Here is a 16,494-nt window from a genome sequence, read left to right on the forward strand (position 1 = left end):
AATCCAAAGGGCTTTAACGATTTGTGACTAGCCCTTTGGTGATTTTATTCATTGCTTTCACCTTATGTTGAAAGTCTCCTTTTAAGGTATCTCGATAGGCATTCAGGTTATTCAATAACTCATCCATCTCTTCTGGAAGTACCTCTTCAAATAATTGCCTTAATCTCTTCGCTGCCGTAGGGGATTTACCATTGGTACTGATCGCAATTTTTAAATTGCCTTTGGTCACAATTCCTCCTAAATAAAAGTCACAGAGGGCAGGCGTATCCGCTACATTGACTAATAAAAATCGCTCCTTTGCCTGATCATGGATCAGTTTATTTACTGCCTTATCATCTGTAGCCGCAATTACTACGTGCTTTGCTCCCAAATATTTTTCGTCATAGGCATCAGTGATCATGGAAACAGTTTCTGCCGTCGAAGCCAATCCCAAAAAAGAAGGTGAAAACTCCTTTGCCACTGCAGTGACCTGGGCATTGGGACTTGACTTCAAAAGAAATTCTAATTTTTCAGTACCCACATTCCCTCCACCAACGAGAAGGATATTGAGTTCATGAACTTTTAGAAAAACAGGGTAAAGATGATTCATTGAGATTCTAGGGTTTATTATTGGATGATTATTCAAAAGATAGGAAATCTATCTTGGAATAGGCCGTTTCTTGATAAAGAAGACTACAAGCCCCCTAAACATTAGAAACAAGGAAGGCGATAAATCACCTGTCACTTAATCTATCATTAGTCTAAGCATTAAATTTTACTACCTCTCTGTACAGCTCTGCTAATTTTTGACTTTCTCTTACTACTTCTCCCAAAATGATAATAGCAGGTGCTTTTATATGTTTATCGAAAGCCTTTTGGGCAATATCCTCAATGACCCCTGCGACAATTTTCTCCTCAATAGTAGTCCCACTTTGAATAATCGCTACTGGCAACTCAGATTTCCCAAAATCTTGATATATCCTTACTATTTCATTTAGTTTTTTGGTTCCCATCAAAACTACCACTGTAGCGGTGGATTGTGCAGCTAATGCAAGGTCTTTGGAAAGCTCTCCTTGCGAAGTTGTTCCAGTCACCACCCAAAAACTTTCTGAAACGCCACGTTTGGTTACGGGAATTCCTGCAGCCGTTGGTACAGCAATAGCCGAGGTTATTCCTGGCACCACTTCAGTTTTTATCCCAAAGGTTTCAATGTAATCCAGTTCTTCTGACCCTCTCCCAAAAACAAATGGATCTCCCCCTTTCAATCGAACCACATGACCGTGTTGAATCGCCATACTCACACAAAGTTCATTGGTATCCTGCTGAGGCATGGAGTGTTTACCCACCCTTTTTCCAACATATATTTTAATGGCGGTCTCCGGTGCGTGCTTCAATAAAGCAGGATCAATCAAGGCATCGTAAAGAACCACGTCAGCCTGATTCAATGCCAATACTCCCTTGAGGGTGATCAGGTCCGGATCTCCCGGACCCGCCCCCACAAGGGTTACTTTAGGGTTTAAATTTTTGTTCATGCTTCTACCTCTTCCTCTCTGTAGCTTTTCAGTAAGTCATAGATTTCCAAAGCTTGAGCAGCATAAGCTTTCGCAAACTCTTCCTTAGGTTCATATTTATTGATCTGATAAACTTTCTCTGCGAAAGTCCCTCCTAAATCAATCTTCCCATTTTCGACAAAGTTTTGATCAAACTTTGCGATGATATTAGCATAACTATTCGTGGTTACATTTTCACCTAATAAGATGGCTTTTGCAGCATTAATTAAGCCTGCATAGTGATGATAAATACTATCTGACCATCTACCTTCTTCCAGAGCTTCTTTTCCAAGATCTATTTTCTCGTAAGCTTCCAATAGCAAGGTGGCCACCAAGTCCAATACCACTCCGGCACATTCTCCAACCCCTACAGCAACTTTATACTCTTCGGTATTTCCCCAGTCTATAAAATCAGCTGGAGTTACGGTGGAAGCATCACCCAATTCTTTTAGAAGTTCATAAAAATAAATCTGCCCTTTTTCATCATAATATGACAAGAAGTCTTTTCCAGCAGCATTTTCTTCAAAATCATTCAATAAAATACGTAATGCTTCTGGCCCTCTTTTACTAGGAATTTTGGTCACTTTATCCGCAAATCTGCCATTACCATCTCCAAGATTTCCGCCTCCTAGCAGCACTTGTAAAGCGGGAATTACCACTTTTCCAGCTTTCATGGACATTCCCTGGAAACCTATATGTGCCATATTGTGCTGCCCACAGGCATTCATACAACCTGAGATCTTAATGACCAGGTCTTTGTTTTTCAAATACTGAGGGTATTCCGCCAAAATCACTTTCTCCAATTCAGCAGCAATCCCGGTAGAACTTGCAATTCCCAGATTACAGGTATCGGTCCCTGGACATGCTGTAATATCCGCCAAAGAGTTATATCCCCCTTCAGCCAAACCGATTTTCTTTAATTCCTGATGGAAATATGGAGCTAAATCCTCTCTCACATCACGTATCAAGAAATTCTGTCGAAGTGTAAAACGAAGCTCAGAATTAGCATAGGTTTCCACCAAATCTGCCAATTTTCTTGCTTGATCGATGTAAAAATCACCCAAGGGAACCCGTACCCCAATAGAAACAAAACCCTCTTGCTTTTGAGGTAAGACATTGGTTAATTTCCAAAGCTCATAATCCAAGCCTGGCTCTGCATCTAATTTAGCTTCAGGTGCATTGGGTAGGGTTTGGACAGCATCATAAGTAGCTGCATCAATAGGATAGGTAGAAAAAGGCAATGCTTTCTTTTCCTGTTCTACTAATTCCAGAAATGCTTCCAAGCCCAAATCCTTTACCAAGAACTTCATTCTCGCTTTATTTCTTCTTGCCCTTTCACCGTGACGGTCAAAAATCCTCAATACCGCCTCAATAAATGGGATAATCTGATCTGTTTCCAGAAAATCATATACTGCATCGGCATGTCTAGGTTGAGAACCTAATCCTCCTCCTAACAAGACTTTAAATCCACGAACTTCTTGTCCATTGACTGTTTTCATTTTTGGAATGAACCCCAAATCATGTAGATAGCTCAAGCCAGTATCCTCATCTGAGGAAGAGAAAGCCATTTTAAACTTTCTTCCCATTTCCTGGCAAATTGGATTTCTCAAAAAGTATTTGAAGGTAGCATCGGCATAGGGAGTCACATCAAATGGTTCATTCGGATCAATACCTGCAGTCTCTGATGCAGTGACATTCCTAACGGTATTTCCACATGCTTCCCGCAAGGTCACATCATCCTTCTCTAATTCAGCCCAGAGTTCAGGGGTTCTATCCAAACTCACATAGTGAATCTGAATATCCTGACGAGTGGTAATATGTAATCTTCCGGTAGAATATTCTTCAGAAACTTTTGAGATTCTTCTTAGCTGATCCGAACTCACCCTACCATAGGGTAATTTGATTCGGATCATCTGAACCCCCTGCTGTCTTTGCCCATATACACCTCTGGCAAGACGCAGGCTTCTGAATTTCTCTTCATCAATTTTACCATCTTTAAACAGCGCTATTTTACGCTCTAACTCGATGATATCTTTTTCTACAATAGGATTTTCTAATTCGGTTCTAAAGCTTTGCATGGCTTTACTGTTTTTACCCTATAGGGATAGTGGTTAAAAGGTATGAGGAAACGTCCGGTGTTTTTCCCGGACGTCTTAATTTCTATAAATCAACTTCATTAAAGCTTATTACCAAGGTCTATTTTAAAACAAGTTTCAATCGATAAAGCCAACTGAAACGGTATCAAATTCACCTTCTTCAATCAGGATAAAGCTTCCATTTGACTTATTCTCTCTATAGGAGTCAAAATGTATAGGTTTACTCAGCCTAAATTTCACCTTTCCTATATCATTCAATTTCAATTGATCTGCCTCCTCAGAACCAGAAAAATCTGTATGAATTTTAGATTCAATTTGATCCACTTTTGCCAATACTCGATTGACTCCGTGCTGCAAAATATACTTAGCTCCTACTCGAAGACCTTTGCTATTTACCTGACAAATAGTGGCCGAAATCTGCTTTTCACTTCTTGGAACAGCATCACTCTTGACTAACATATCACCTCGGCTCAAATCTACTTCTGAATTCAAAGTCACTGTAATTGAACTTCCTGGCGTCGCCTCATCCAGCTCTCGGTCAAAGAAGTGTATACTTTTGATAGAGGAAGTATTCATAGAGGGGAGTAAAGTCACTTCATCTCCAACTTTCAAACTTCCACCATACAATTTTCCGGAGAATCCTCTAAAGTCATGGAAGGCTTCTGTTTTAGGTCGGATCACATATTGTACGGGAAATCTAGCTACCGAGCTTTCCTGTAAATCCTCCGGTTCTAATACCTCCAAGTGATCCAATAAGGAATTTCCAATGTACCAAGGCATTTCCTCAGACTTTCTGGCAATATTTTCACCATTTAAAGCCGACACAGGAATGAATGTGATTTGATCTTCTGAGAAATCAGATTTTGCTACCAATTCATCAAAATCCTTTTTGATATTTAGAAACACTTCCTCGTCATAATTGACCAAATCCATTTTGTTGATAGCAACCACTACATGGCTCATTCTAAGCAAATTGGAAATAAAGAAATGTCTATAAGTTTGCTCGATTACACCTTTACGGGCATCAATGAGAATAATAGCCACTTGGGAAGTGGAAGCACCCGTCACCATATTTCGGGTATATTCCACATGTCCAGGAGTATCTGCGACGATGAAATTTGTTTTCTCCGTATTAAAATAAATATGGGCCACATCGATGGTAATCCCTTGCTCACGCTCTGCCACCAAACCATCCGTAGCCAAAGAAAAATCAAGGTAATCGTATCCTCGCTGCTTGGAGCTACGTTCGATTGCTTCAATTTTATCAGTAGTCAAGGACTTGGTATCGAATAATAATCGTCCGATCAGTGTGCTTTTGCCATCATCCACAGAGCCGGCAGTAGCGATTTTGATAAGTTTTCTATTTTCAGACATTTTGTTCGTTTTTTTGATAGTAAAAGACCATGGTTGTGTCTACTTTGTACTTGGTGTATTCTAATTAGTACAATTCTAGAAGTATCCGACTTTCTTTCTGGTTTCCATCGCCGCTTCGGAGCGCTTATCGTCAATTCTAGCTCCTCTTTCAGAAATAGTGGACTCCCTGATTTCGCCTACTACATCCTCTAATGAAACTGCTTCAGAAAGTACTGCTGCGGTACAGGTCATATCGCCTACGGTTCTGAATCGCACCATTTTTACTATCACCTCCTCATGCTCTTCCCTGTACACATGCTCATTGGCGGTCCATATCATTCCATCTCTTAAGAAAACTTCCCGTTCATGCGCAAAGTAGATCGATGGAATTTCAATATTTTCTGTTTTGATATACTCCCAAACATCCAATTCAGTCCAATTGGAAATTGGAAAACACCTAACATTTTGACCTACATGAATTTTCCCATTGAGCATATCAAAAAGTTCAGGACGTTGATTTTTTTCATCCCATTGCCCAAAGTCGTCTCTGACAGAGAAAACCCGTTCTTTGGCCCTGGCTTTTTCCTCATCCCTTCTCGCACCACCGATACAAGCATCAAATTTGAATTCTTCGATTGCATCCAAAAGGGTGGTTGTTTGAAGGGAATTTCGGCTAGAATACCTGCCTCGTTCCTCCCGAACTTTTCCTTGATCGATGGAATCCTGAACATTTCTTACAATTAATTCCAGACCCAATTCATCCACCAATTTGTCTCGAAACTCAATAGTTTCAGGGAAATTATGCCCTGTGTCCACATGTAATAATGGAAAAGGAATCTTCGCTGGATAAAAAGCTTTTTGAGCTAATCTTACTAATGTAATCGAGTCTTTTCCGCCTGAAAAAAGCAAAACCGGACGCTCAAATTGAGCTGCCACTTCACGAATGATGTGGATCGATTCTGCTTCTTTTGGATTAGGTATTAATAGGTTGTTCATGATATTTATGATTTACGAAGTACGATTTACGAGGTAAAATTGCACTTCAAATTTCATCGATTAACAGGTCATTTTGTCTTCGACTTCGCTCAGAATGACTAGACTTTCGTCAGTTTTGAATCTTTTGTCTTGTGTCTTAATTCTAAAATCTCACTTGGCATGTAGCCCACATTCTTTTTTGGAGTCTTCCCACCACCATCTTCCTGCTCTTGCATCTTCGCCTTCCATAATTGCTCTTGTACAAGGCGCGCAGCCAATACTGATAAATCCTTTATCATGTAGAGGATTGTAAGGGATACTCTTCTCGGAGATATAAGCTATCATCTTTTCAAAAGTCCAATCCAATAAGGGATTGAATTTTAAGATCTGATTTCCTTCATCCCATTCAATTCGCTTCATATCAGATCTATTGGCAGACTGCTCTGCACGAAGTCCAGTCACCCAAACCTCATTTCCTGCCAATGCCCTTTTTAAGGGCTCCACTTTACGGACAAAGCAACAAGACTTTCTATTTTCTACAGACTCATAAAAACCATTGATCCCGATCTCGGAAACCAATTTTTCCACTGACTCGGTAGTTGGATAATACACCTTGATTTGTTGCTTGTACTTTGCCTCCGTCCTAGAAAGCAATTCCAATGTTTCTGGAAATAATCTTCCTGTGTCCAAAGAAAATATAGAAATAGGCAAATGTGCATCGGCAATCAGCTGGGTAATCACTTGATCCTCCTGCCCCAAGGAGGTGGAGAAAGTTACTTTTCCCGGAAATAGATCAGCAATGAGTGCCAACCCTTCCTGTGCACTCAGTTGATTTAACTGAGCTTCCAGTTCATGCATATTCTTTTTGAGTGTCATCTTCTTTTGCTTTAGGTGCAGCTTCCCAAACTCGCTCGTGTAAATAGTATAAAATGATTTTAGAGAACACTTCCACAGAACCTATTGATATGGCCATTACAAATTGCCCGGTGACGAAATAGGAAATGATAATCGTATCAATCGTCCCTACAATTCTCCAAGAAATTGACTTGAGCAGACTCTTTGCATTGCTGTCTTTTCCAGACTTGTTGCTAAATAGTTTCTTAAGAGGTTGATCTAAAATCATATCAGGTTTATACGAGCGTAAAGCACAAAAGTATATAAACCCTATTTAATTTATAGGGTTTATGGTAAAAAAATTTTAACCTGTCTTCAAAATATCCTCTAACGTTTTGTTTTCCAGTATTTTAAGAGTCTCATCTCGAACCTGCACCATGACTTTATTAATCCCACAAAGCGCTTCACTTTTACATTCAGCACAGGGTTCATAGTAATTCAAACTCACACATGGAAGCAATGCAATGGGTCCATCTAAAAGCCTGATTACTTTAGATAATGGAATATCCTTAGGTTCTTTGATCAAGTAATAACCTCCTCCTTTACCTTTTTTACTCCCAAGCATCCCAGCCTTTTTCAATTCCAGCAGAATATTTTCCAAAAACTTATGAGAAATCCCATGTTCCTCAGCTATATCATGGATCAATACTGTTTTTTCATCTTTGTGCTTACCCAGGTAAGTCAAAGCATGTAGCGCATATTTGGTCTTTTTTGAAAGCATGGACAAAAATAAGTTATTTCAGGTAATACCCTAGTATGGAACTAGGCTTTTATAAATATGATAAAAAAAACGGGTATGCAAGCACACCCGTTTAAGATTTCATATTAAAACTCGCTTATTTAAAGCAATTCCACACTTCTCTTTACAAATGCAGTCAAGTCTTTGCCTGTTAACAAGCCTTGAGAAAGTTTCGCCAAATCAAAGGCTTGCTTAGCCAATTTGGTTTTCTCTTCTTCTGTTTCTGCTTTTAAGACTTTATCTACCACTGGATGGTTTCCGTTGATCGCTACTTTGTAAGCATCGGGAAGCTGTCCGTAGAAGCCCATTCCTCCACCACCTGTAGCTGCCATGTCTTTCATTCTTCGCATAAACTCTTCCATGGTAATGGTTACAGGAAGTTCCTCTGGACTTAAACCTTCTACCTCTACTGAGTAAGTCTTGTTATTGATCGCCTTCTCAAAGATCTCCTTTACTTCTTTGCTCTGATCTTCAGTAAGCAAATTAGAATAGGTATCTTCTTTTTGGATCAATTTCTCCACGACATCAGAGTCCACTCTCTTCAAAGAAGTCTTTTCCAATTTGGACTCTAAGTTTTGGATAAAGTGACTATCAATAGGTGAATCCATCACCAGTACATCATAATCCTTCTTATTGGCAGATTGGATAAAGCTATCTTGCTTTTCTACATCTGTAGCATACAAGACGATGGTTTGCTCATTTTTATCTGTTTGGATAGGCTTTACTTTAGATTGGTATTCTTCTAAAGTAAAGTACTCACCCTTGGTATTTTTAAGCAAGGCAAAGTCTTTTCCTTTTTCATAGAACTTCTCTTCGGAAATCATTCCGTATTTCACGAACAAGCCGATATCATCCCACTTCTCCTCATAAGCTTTTCTGTCTTTCTTGAAAAGCTCAGCCAACTTGTCAGCCACTTTCTTAGTAATGTAAGAGTTGATCTTCTTCACATTTCCGTCGGCCTGCAAGAAGCTTCTAGACACGTTCAAAGGAATATCCGGAGAATCAATCACCCCATGAAGCAACATCAAGAATTCAGGAACGATATCCTTCACTTCGTCCGTAATGAATACCTGGCGAGAGAATAGCTTGATCTTATTTCTCTGAAGCTCAAATTCATTTTTAACTTTTGGGAAATAGAGCACTCCAGTCAAATTGAATGGGTAATCCACATTCAAATGAATCCAGAAAAGTGGATCCTCTGACATTGGATACAGCTCTTTGTAGAACTTCAGATAATCCTCGTCTGTCAAATCACTTGGAGACTTGGTCCAGATTGGCTCAGTAGTATTGATGATATTATCAACTTCAACTGATTTCCATTTCTTTTCTCCTTTGTCATCTACTCCATCTTCAACAGATTCGGTCTTAGTACCAAACTTAATCGGCACAGGAAGGAATTTCGCATATTTATCTAGGATACCTTGAAGCTTCCATTTATCCAGGAATTCTTCAGAATCCTTGTTGATATGAAGAATGACGTCTGTTCCCCGTTCTTTTCTTTTCCCTTTGGAAATTTCAAAAGAAGTTGAACCATCACAAGTCCATTTTGCGGCCTCAGCACCTTCTTGATAAGAAAGGGTGTTGATCTCCACTTTATCAGCAACCATAAAAGCTGAGTAGAAACCTAAACCAAATTTACCGATGATCTCATTGGCATCTTTGGCATCTTTAAATTTCTCCACAAACTCTTCTGCTCCAGAGAAGGCCACTTGGTTGATGTACTTTTTAATTTCCTCAGCGGTCATCCCTAGACCACGGTCAGAAATGGTAATGGTCTTTTTCTTTTCGTCAAACTTTACCTCCACGGTCGTGTCACCTAGTTCGCCTGAATACTGACCTAATGTCGCTAATCGTTTGATTTTTTGAGTTGCATCCACTGCATTCGATACGAGTTCACGAAGAAAAATCTCATTGTCAGAATAGAGAAACTTCTTGATTATTGGGAAAATATTCTCGGTATGAATCGAGATGGTGCCTTTTTCCTGCATGGCTATAAATTTGTTAAGTTAAACACAATGTTTTTTGGGCTACGGATTGCAACAGTTGTTCCAGTTGAAAAAAAGTGACAAGATGACAGAAATTTAAATCAGAAATTTTAAGGTAGAAGCTTGAAAAATCTCCTCATATGTCTCCCGAATCTAACTTCTGACTTATCTTTGGCCGATGTTAAAAGAAATCTCCATTTTAATCCAAAAAGAACTGACCCTTGAATGGCGCCAGAAATACGCGTTGAATGGAATTCTTTTATATGTAGTTTCTGCAGTTTTTATCACCTACCTCAGTGTTGGAGCAAAGCAAGGCAATATTTCATCTCCTACCTGGAATGCACTTTATTGGATTATCATTCTTTTTTCTGCGGTGAACGCAGTGGCCAAGAGTTTTGTACAGGAACACCAAGGGAGGCAGCTTTATTATTACATGATCGCTTCACCTGAGTCCATCATTTTATCCAAAATCATCTACAATACCGGTTTGACTTTGGTACTGGCCCTTTTGGGATATGGTGTTTTTTCTATTATTCTTGGAAATCCCGTTCTAGATCAGGGCTTGTTTCTTTTGAATTTGATATTAGGAGCCATGGGTTTTTCAGCCAGCTTGACCATGGTCAGTGGAATAGCTTCGAAAGCCGGGAATAATGCAACTTTAATGGCAATTCTGAGCTTTCCGGTCATTATTCCTATTCTGTTGATGGCGATCCGAATTTCAAAAAATGCCATGGACGGATTGGACTGGAGTGTCAGTGCAGATAAAATTATATCCCTTTTTGCCATCAATGCCATCGTGGCGGCAGCTGCCTATATTTTATTTCCTTATTTGTGGAGATCCTGATCAAAGAGATCTACAAATAGATTATCTGAAATTCATCCAAAAAGTTTAAGTCAAGCTTAGGGACTAATTTCCTTTATAGGTTTTACTAAATGATCCCCCATTTCAAAAGACTTTAGAAAAAGCAGCGAAATCAGGAACTTATGACTTATTTTTGCGCTTGAATTAGCAAAAATACCCTATGCGCCAAAGTTGGTGGAAAATCCTTACCATCGCCCTGCTGCTGTATACCTTGATTGCAGGTTTGCTGATGGATGTACCACGTCTCCCGATTCTAAACGAAACGATCAGAGCACTGCATTTCCATGTGACCATGTGGTTTGGAATGATCTTGATGCTGGTAGTTTCCGTATTCTACAGTATCAAATACCTCCGAACCAATGACATCAAGAATGATGACATGGCAATTGAATTTGCAGGAGCGGCCATTTTATTCGGAGTATTAGGAATCGTGACCGGCATGCTTTGGGCCAAATTTACTTGGGGAGATTATTGGAGTGGAGATCCAAAACAAAATGCAGCAGCCATTGGTATCCTGATGTATTTTGCCTATTTGATTTTGCGTAATTCACTGACTGACACTCAACAAAGAGCTAGGATAGGTGCCATTTACAACATCTTTGCTTTTGCTGCATTTATTCCTCTAATATTTGTACTTCCAAGGTTGACAGATAGCCTTCACCCGGGCAATGGTGGAAACCCAGGATTTAATGCATATGACCTAGACTCTAAACTTCGAATGGTTTTTTATCCGGCTATCATAGGTTGGACACTTTTAGGCAGCTGGATCGCAACTGTTCGTGTGAGAATGCGTAGGGTGGAAAGGATACTTGAAGACCGAATGATTAATTCCTGATCGATGAAAAAATTACTGATTATAGCTTTTATGATTTTCTCATTTGGTGCAATGGCCCAAGAGAAGATTCCCGTTACTGAATCTGACTATTCTAACAACACTGTTGAAATGGCTGATTCCATGAGAGCAGATGGAAAAATTTATGTGTTGGTAGGTATAATTGTCTTGATATTCGCTGGAATCACTATCTACTTGATCAGCACAGATCGAAAGATCAGCAGACTAGAAAAAAATATTCAATCCTAACATTCAGAAAACATGAAAAAGGGACATTTAATAGGAATTGGGATTATTGCCATTGCCATTGTCATCATTATGACCTCCATCGGCGATGCCAGTAGTTATGAAAGTTTCAATACTGCTTTGGAAATGAAGCATGATGGAAATGACAAACCGATTCACGTAGTAGGACAATTGAAGAAAGACCAAACAGGAGCTGTTACGGGCTTGAATGTTAGAGAAGACAAAACCTCATTTACCTTTGTATTAGTCGATAATGACGGCACTGAACAGGAAGTTTTTTACAACGAGCCTGTCCCTGCAGATTTCACCCGATCTGAATCCGTGGTTGTAATCGGACAATACAAAACAGATGATATTTTCATCGCAGATAAGATCCTGATGAAATGCCCATCTAAATATCAGGAAACAGATGTACAGGCTGCGGGAATGTGAGAAGTGTAGATAGAATAAAAACCCCATGATCAATACCTTTATCGGAAATCTTGGCCACATGATGACCATCGTGGCCTTTGTCAGTGCATTGGTTACGGCCTATGCTTACATCCAATATTTCCGTGCAAACGAACTAGAAAAAGCAAGCTGGAGGAAATTCAGTAGAATCAGTTTTTTAATCCATGGCGTATCAGCCACGTTGATTGCGGTTTCACTTTTTGAAATCATTTACAATCACCGGTTTGAATATTTCTACGCATATTCGCACAGTTCAAAAGCCCTACCAGTCCATTACATGATCTCCAGTTTCTGGGAAGGTCAAGAAGGAGCGTTTATCCTTTGGATCTTCTGGAATGTGATACTGGGGGCTGTGTTAATAAAAACCAATAAATTCTGGGAAGCGCCTGTTATGGTTGTGTTTGCATTGGTACAGGCATTTTTGGTATCCATGATTTTAGGAGTGGTCATTGGGGACTTGAAAATAGGAAGTTCGCCCTTCATTCTGCTTCGGGATGCTACTCAAGCACCTATTTTCCAAGTAAACCCAGACTTCGTACCGGAAGACGGAACTGGACTCAACCCATTACTTCAAAATATTTGGATGGTCATCCATCCACCCACCCTTTTCCTAGGGTATGCTTCTACCCTTGTCCCATTCGCTTTTTTGATGGGAGGATTAGTGATGAAAAGATACTCAGAGTGGATTCGTCCAGCATTACCTTGGGCTATTTTCTCTGCCATGATCCTAGGAATGGGAATCATAATGGGGGCCTATTGGGCTTATGTGACGCTTAACTTTGGAGGGTACTGGAACTGGGATCCAGTAGAAAACGCTGTGTATGTGCCTTGGCTAATCTTAGTGGCTGCCATTCACACTATGATCACTTTCAAGAAAAGTGCTACTGCTCTGAAAACTTCCATCATATTGGTGATATCGACCTTCATCCTGGTATTGTATGCCACTTTCTTGGTAAGGTCAGGCGTATTGGGAGATGCTTCGGTACACTCCTTTACCGACCTAGGATTATCAGGTCAGTTGTTAATCTACATGCTGTTCTTTTTGGTAGTAGCCATAGTACTTTCTGTCAGAGCCTGGAAACATATCCCAAGTTCAGAAAAAGAAGCTTCCGTATACTCCCGGGAATTCTGGGTTTTCATTGGTGCAACTACTTTAGCTTTAATGGCATTCCAAGTGATTTTACCTACATCTATTCCTGTTTGGAATACCTTGGTAGAAAGCTTTGGTGGAATCTCCAATATGGCGCCTCCTGCTGATCAAATTGAATTCTACACGAAGTTTCAATTATGGTTTGCAGTAGCTTTGTCCCTTTTGACTGCAGTAGGACAATTCTTCTGGTGGCAAAAAATGGACAAGCAGAAGTTGAAAGAAACATTGGTGACGCCTTATATCGTTTCCGTGTTGATTTCTGCTGTGATCATAGTATTGGCCAAAGTTTACGACTGGAAATACATCATTATTATTCTGGCAGGAACCTTTACCATTGTGGCCAACTCTGTGATTTTGGCAAAGATTCTCAAGAAATCTACTTTCAAATTAGCAGGTGGATCTCTAGCACATATTGGCTTAGGAATGGTTTTGATTGGAATCATGTTTAGCTCCGGTTACTCAGATGTTATCTCCATCAACATGTCAGGGCTAACTTATAGCAATAGCTGGGAAGATGAATTGAACAAGGAACATGTTTTGCTTTGGATCAATAAACCTACTCAGATGAAAGACTATACGGTCACGTATAGAGGCCGACAAAAGAAAGTAGTGGGAGTTCCTGAATACGTTCCTGCAAAAATCCTGGAAACTACCGGTTTGGTAAACAAATCCGTAGCATTGGAATCCTATAAGGACTATTTCCAAAAAGGGGATACGGTTAATTTGGTGTTGGAAGAAAATGATTATTTCAAAATCGACTATTACCAAAACAATACGCTACAATTTTCCTTGAACCCTATGTCTCAATTCAATGCGGGCATGGGAGGTTTGATCTCTTCTCCGGATTCTAAGATTTATTTCGACAAGGATCTTTATACCTATGTAGCCGCTATGAATGACTACGAAGACCCTGACTGGAAAGAGGATGAAATCTATGAAGTAGCTCCTGGAGAGCAGTTCCATGTAGCTGATTTCGTTACCTATTTTGATGGTGCGGAGGTATTGCAGGAACTAGAAGACTATGTCTTACAAGAAGGAGATGTAGCTGTGAAAGCCAAGCTTAGAATATTGGATTACGATGTAGAAAAAGTATTGGAACCCACCTTTATCATCAGAAATAGCCAAGTCGGTAAAATCCCATTAGTTGATTCTGAATTAGGAATTAAAATTTCTTTGGAAAACATTCTTCCAGAGGAGAATAAATTCGTCTTCAAGGTCAATCAATACCAGAAAGATTATGTGGTCATGAAAGCCATTGTTAAACCTTATATCAATGTGTTGTGGATGGGTACCATCATTATGTTGACAGGTTTTACCGTAGCCATTTTTAGAAGATTTGATGAATTCAAGAAAATGAGAGATAAAGGCTTGGAATAGCCTTAACATAAATACTTACAAAAAGAAAAGCCCGAATAAAATCGGGCTTTTCTGCTATCTAACATATCCTTTACACTTAAAGCAAAGGGGTAAATTGTTTCAGGAATCTGACATCGTTTTCTGTGAATAAACGAAGGTCTTTGATTTGATATTTCAACATCGCAATTCGCTCAATTCCCATACCAAAAGCAAAGCCTGTGTATTTCTTCGAGTCGATTCCACAGTTTTCCAACACATTCGGGTCTACCATTCCAGAACCTCCAATTTCAACCCAGCCAGTTCCTTTACAAACATTACAACCAGATCCTCCACAGATCAAACAAGTAATGTCAATCTCTGCACTAGGCTCCGTAAAAGGGAAATAAGAAGGTCTGAAACGTACTTTAGTGCCTTTACCAAACATCTCTTTAGCGAAGTGGTATACGGTGTTTTTCAAGTCAGCAAAGCCCACGTTTTCATCCACATAAAGCCCTTCTACTTGATGAAAGATACAATGTGCTCTTGCTGAAATTGCTTCATTTCTATACACTCTTCCAGGGGAAAGAGTTCTGATAGGCGGCTGTTGGTTTTCCATTACTCGCACCTGCACAGAAGAAGTATGAGTTCTGAGCGCGATGTCTGGATTTTTCTCTATAAAGAAAGTATCCTGCATTTCACGTGCGGGGTGATTTTCAGGGAAATTCAAGGCTGTGAAATTATGCCAATCATCCTCAATCTCTGGTCCTTCTGAAAGGTTGAAACCTATCCTTTCAAAAATTTCAATAATTCGCTGTCTGGTAGCAGTAAGAGGATGAATTCCTCCCAAACCTTGATTGGAAGGAGGCAATGTCAAATCAATATCCGCAGATTTAGACTTTTTATTTGCTTCGCTTACCTTTTCGATTAGCTCCTTAAACTTAGCTTCAGCTAGTTGCTTTACTCCATTGACCAATTGTCCGTAAGCACGCTTTTCTTCATTAGGAACCTTTCCCATACCTGCAAAAAGCTCTCCCACCACAGACTTCTTGGAGATATACTCCATTCTGTAGGCTTCCAACTCCTCTGGTGTATTCGCATCAGCCGCTGAAATGGCTGCTTTGATCGCTTCAATTTTTTCCTGATACATGCTTTGCAATTTTATCAAGCCACAAAGCTAAGAGTTTTAGGATTTTTTGGACAAAAAATCAGGAGGGATTGCATGCATTTCATGATAGTCGGGGCAAGATTCTAAAAATAGTTTGAATCTCTTGCGATCCAGTTGACATAGCTACCGCGTATTTCCATTCAAATACAAATACTAAGAATCATCAAAATTTAAAAAATCATGGACATTCAAAAATTCTTCAAATTGGCTTTTGCTGCCTTTATTTTTCTATATGCAAACTCAGCTTTTGCTCAAATGGAAAAAACAGTCCTAGTCGGAGGAGCAGAAATGTATCCCTCTAAAAGCATTGTAGAAAATGCCACCAACTCCATGGATCATACCACCTTGGTAGCAGCTGTAAAAGCCGCTGGTTTGGTAGAAACTTTACAAGGAGCTGGTCCCTTTACGGTATTTGCGCCAGACAACATGGCTTTCGAAAAATTACCAGCAGGTACTATTGAAACCTTACTAAAACCTGAAAATAAAGCTCAGCTTCAAGCTGTATTGACTTATCACATAGTAGCAGGTAAAATGGGATCAAAAGATATCACAGAAGCGATCAAAAAAGGAAATGGAAAAGCAGAATTCACCACAATTCAAGGAGGCAAATTAACCGCATGGATGAAGGGAAAAGACCTGTACATCACCGATGAAACCGGAGGCCAATCAAAAGTAACCATCGCAGACGTGTGGCAGAATAATGGCGTCATTCACTCTGTAGATGCGGTAGTACTTCCGAAAATGTAACAGATATAGTTTACTTAATAAAAAAACCGACTCCATTCCTTGAGTCGGTTTTTTTAATACAGATCCTTCAGGAATTTGAGAAAAAGCAATTCTAAGATCTTAATCTGTAGCCTATTCTTTGATGGAAATCTTAACT

At 39.6% G+C, this 16,494-nt stretch carries 16 protein-coding genes; 6 read left to right on the forward strand and 10 right to left on the reverse strand.

Annotated features, from left to right (window positions below; genetic code table 11):
* Positions 1-13: 13 nt before the first annotated feature.
* From JYB62_RS12195 to htpG, 9 genes are all read right to left on the reverse strand, one after another.
* The gene (locus JYB62_RS12195) at positions 14-589 is read right to left on the reverse strand and encodes a precorrin-2 dehydrogenase/sirohydrochlorin ferrochelatase family protein (RefSeq protein WP_205645712.1); all 576 of its coding nucleotides are present in this window, start codon (positions 587-589) and stop codon (positions 14-16) included.
* A 151-nt stretch (positions 590-740) separates the two neighbouring features.
* The gene (cobA, locus tag JYB62_RS12200; protein ID WP_205645713.1) at positions 741-1,511 is read right to left on the reverse strand and encodes a uroporphyrinogen-III C-methyltransferase; all 771 of its coding nucleotides are present in this window, start codon (positions 1,509-1,511) and stop codon (positions 741-743) included.
* Entirely contained in the window at positions 1,508-3,607 is a 2,100-nt protein-coding gene (locus JYB62_RS12205; RefSeq protein WP_205645714.1) for a nitrite reductase, read from the reverse strand. Before JYB62_RS12205 ends, cobA begins: the two co-directional genes overlap by 4 nt.
* A gap of 135 nt (positions 3,608-3,742) precedes the next feature.
* Complete coding sequence (locus JYB62_RS12210) at positions 3,743-4,999, reverse strand: sulfate adenylyltransferase subunit 1 (RefSeq protein WP_205645715.1); 1,257 nt, start codon at positions 4,997-4,999, stop codon at positions 3,743-3,745.
* 75 nt (positions 5,000-5,074) lie between these two features.
* Positions 5,075-5,974 carry a sulfate adenylyltransferase subunit CysD gene (cysD, locus tag JYB62_RS12215; RefSeq protein WP_205645716.1) on the reverse strand — a complete coding sequence of 300 codons (900 nt, stop codon included), beginning with the start codon at positions 5,972-5,974 and terminating at the stop codon, positions 5,075-5,077.
* A 150-nt stretch (positions 5,975-6,124) separates the two neighbouring features.
* The gene (locus tag JYB62_RS12220) at positions 6,125-6,829 is read right to left on the reverse strand and encodes a phosphoadenylyl-sulfate reductase (RefSeq protein ID WP_205645717.1); all 705 of its coding nucleotides are present in this window, start codon (positions 6,827-6,829) and stop codon (positions 6,125-6,127) included.
* Positions 6,804-7,076 carry a DUF2061 domain-containing protein gene (locus JYB62_RS12225; protein ID WP_074225495.1) on the reverse strand — a complete coding sequence of 91 codons (273 nt, stop codon included), beginning with the start codon at positions 7,074-7,076 and terminating at the stop codon, positions 6,804-6,806. The genes JYB62_RS12220 and JYB62_RS12225 overlap by 26 nt, the downstream gene beginning before the upstream one ends.
* Positions 7,077-7,151: 75 nt before the next feature.
* A complete protein-coding gene (locus JYB62_RS12230; RefSeq protein ID WP_205645718.1) occupies positions 7,152-7,568 on the reverse strand; it encodes an RrF2 family transcriptional regulator in 417 nt (138 codons plus the stop codon).
* Positions 7,569-7,687: 119 nt separating this feature from the next.
* Positions 7,688-9,574 (reverse strand): molecular chaperone HtpG, encoded by a 1,887-nt coding sequence (gene htpG, locus JYB62_RS12235; RefSeq protein ID WP_074225497.1) that lies wholly within the window; start codon positions 9,572-9,574, stop codon positions 7,688-7,690.
* Positions 9,575-9,749: 175 nt separating this feature from the next.
* Between htpG and JYB62_RS12240 the strand changes: the two genes are divergently transcribed.
* From JYB62_RS12240 to ccsA (JYB62_RS12260), 5 genes are all read left to right on the forward strand, one after another.
* Positions 9,750-10,415: a heme exporter protein CcmB gene (locus JYB62_RS12240; protein WP_205645719.1), complete on the forward strand. Its 666-nt coding sequence runs from the start codon at positions 9,750-9,752 to the stop codon at positions 10,413-10,415.
* A 178-nt stretch (positions 10,416-10,593) separates the two neighbouring features.
* A complete protein-coding gene (gene ccsA / locus JYB62_RS12245) occupies positions 10,594-11,268 on the forward strand; it encodes a cytochrome c biogenesis protein CcsA (RefSeq protein ID WP_205645720.1) in 675 nt (224 codons plus the stop codon).
* 3 nt (positions 11,269-11,271) lie between these two features.
* A complete protein-coding gene (locus JYB62_RS12250) occupies positions 11,272-11,514 on the forward strand; it encodes a CcmD family protein (protein ID WP_205645721.1) in 243 nt (80 codons plus the stop codon).
* Between the two features lie 12 nt (positions 11,515-11,526).
* Positions 11,527-11,943, forward strand: coding sequence for a cytochrome c maturation protein CcmE domain-containing protein (locus JYB62_RS12255; protein ID WP_205645722.1), 417 nt, complete (start codon positions 11,527-11,529; stop codon positions 11,941-11,943).
* Between the two features lie 25 nt (positions 11,944-11,968).
* Complete coding sequence (gene ccsA, locus JYB62_RS12260) at positions 11,969-14,488, forward strand: cytochrome c biogenesis protein CcsA (RefSeq protein ID WP_205645723.1); 2,520 nt, start codon at positions 11,969-11,971, stop codon at positions 14,486-14,488.
* Between the two features lie 76 nt (positions 14,489-14,564).
* On the opposite strand, the gene JYB62_RS12265 is transcribed toward ccsA (JYB62_RS12260), so the two are convergent.
* Complete coding sequence (locus JYB62_RS12265; RefSeq protein WP_205645724.1) at positions 14,565-15,593, reverse strand: phenylalanine--tRNA ligase subunit alpha; 1,029 nt, start codon at positions 15,591-15,593, stop codon at positions 14,565-14,567.
* 198 nt (positions 15,594-15,791) lie between these two features.
* Here JYB62_RS12265 and JYB62_RS12270 point away from each other — a divergent pair, with 198 nt between their 5' ends.
* Positions 15,792-16,358 carry a fasciclin domain-containing protein gene (locus JYB62_RS12270; protein ID WP_205645725.1) on the forward strand — a complete coding sequence of 189 codons (567 nt, stop codon included), beginning with the start codon at positions 15,792-15,794 and terminating at the stop codon, positions 16,356-16,358.
* Positions 16,359-16,494: the final 136 nt, after the last annotated feature.

Source organism: Algoriphagus lutimaris (genome assembly GCF_017051705.1).
Classification (GTDB): Bacteria; Bacteroidota; Bacteroidia; order Cytophagales; family Cyclobacteriaceae; genus Algoriphagus; species Algoriphagus lutimaris.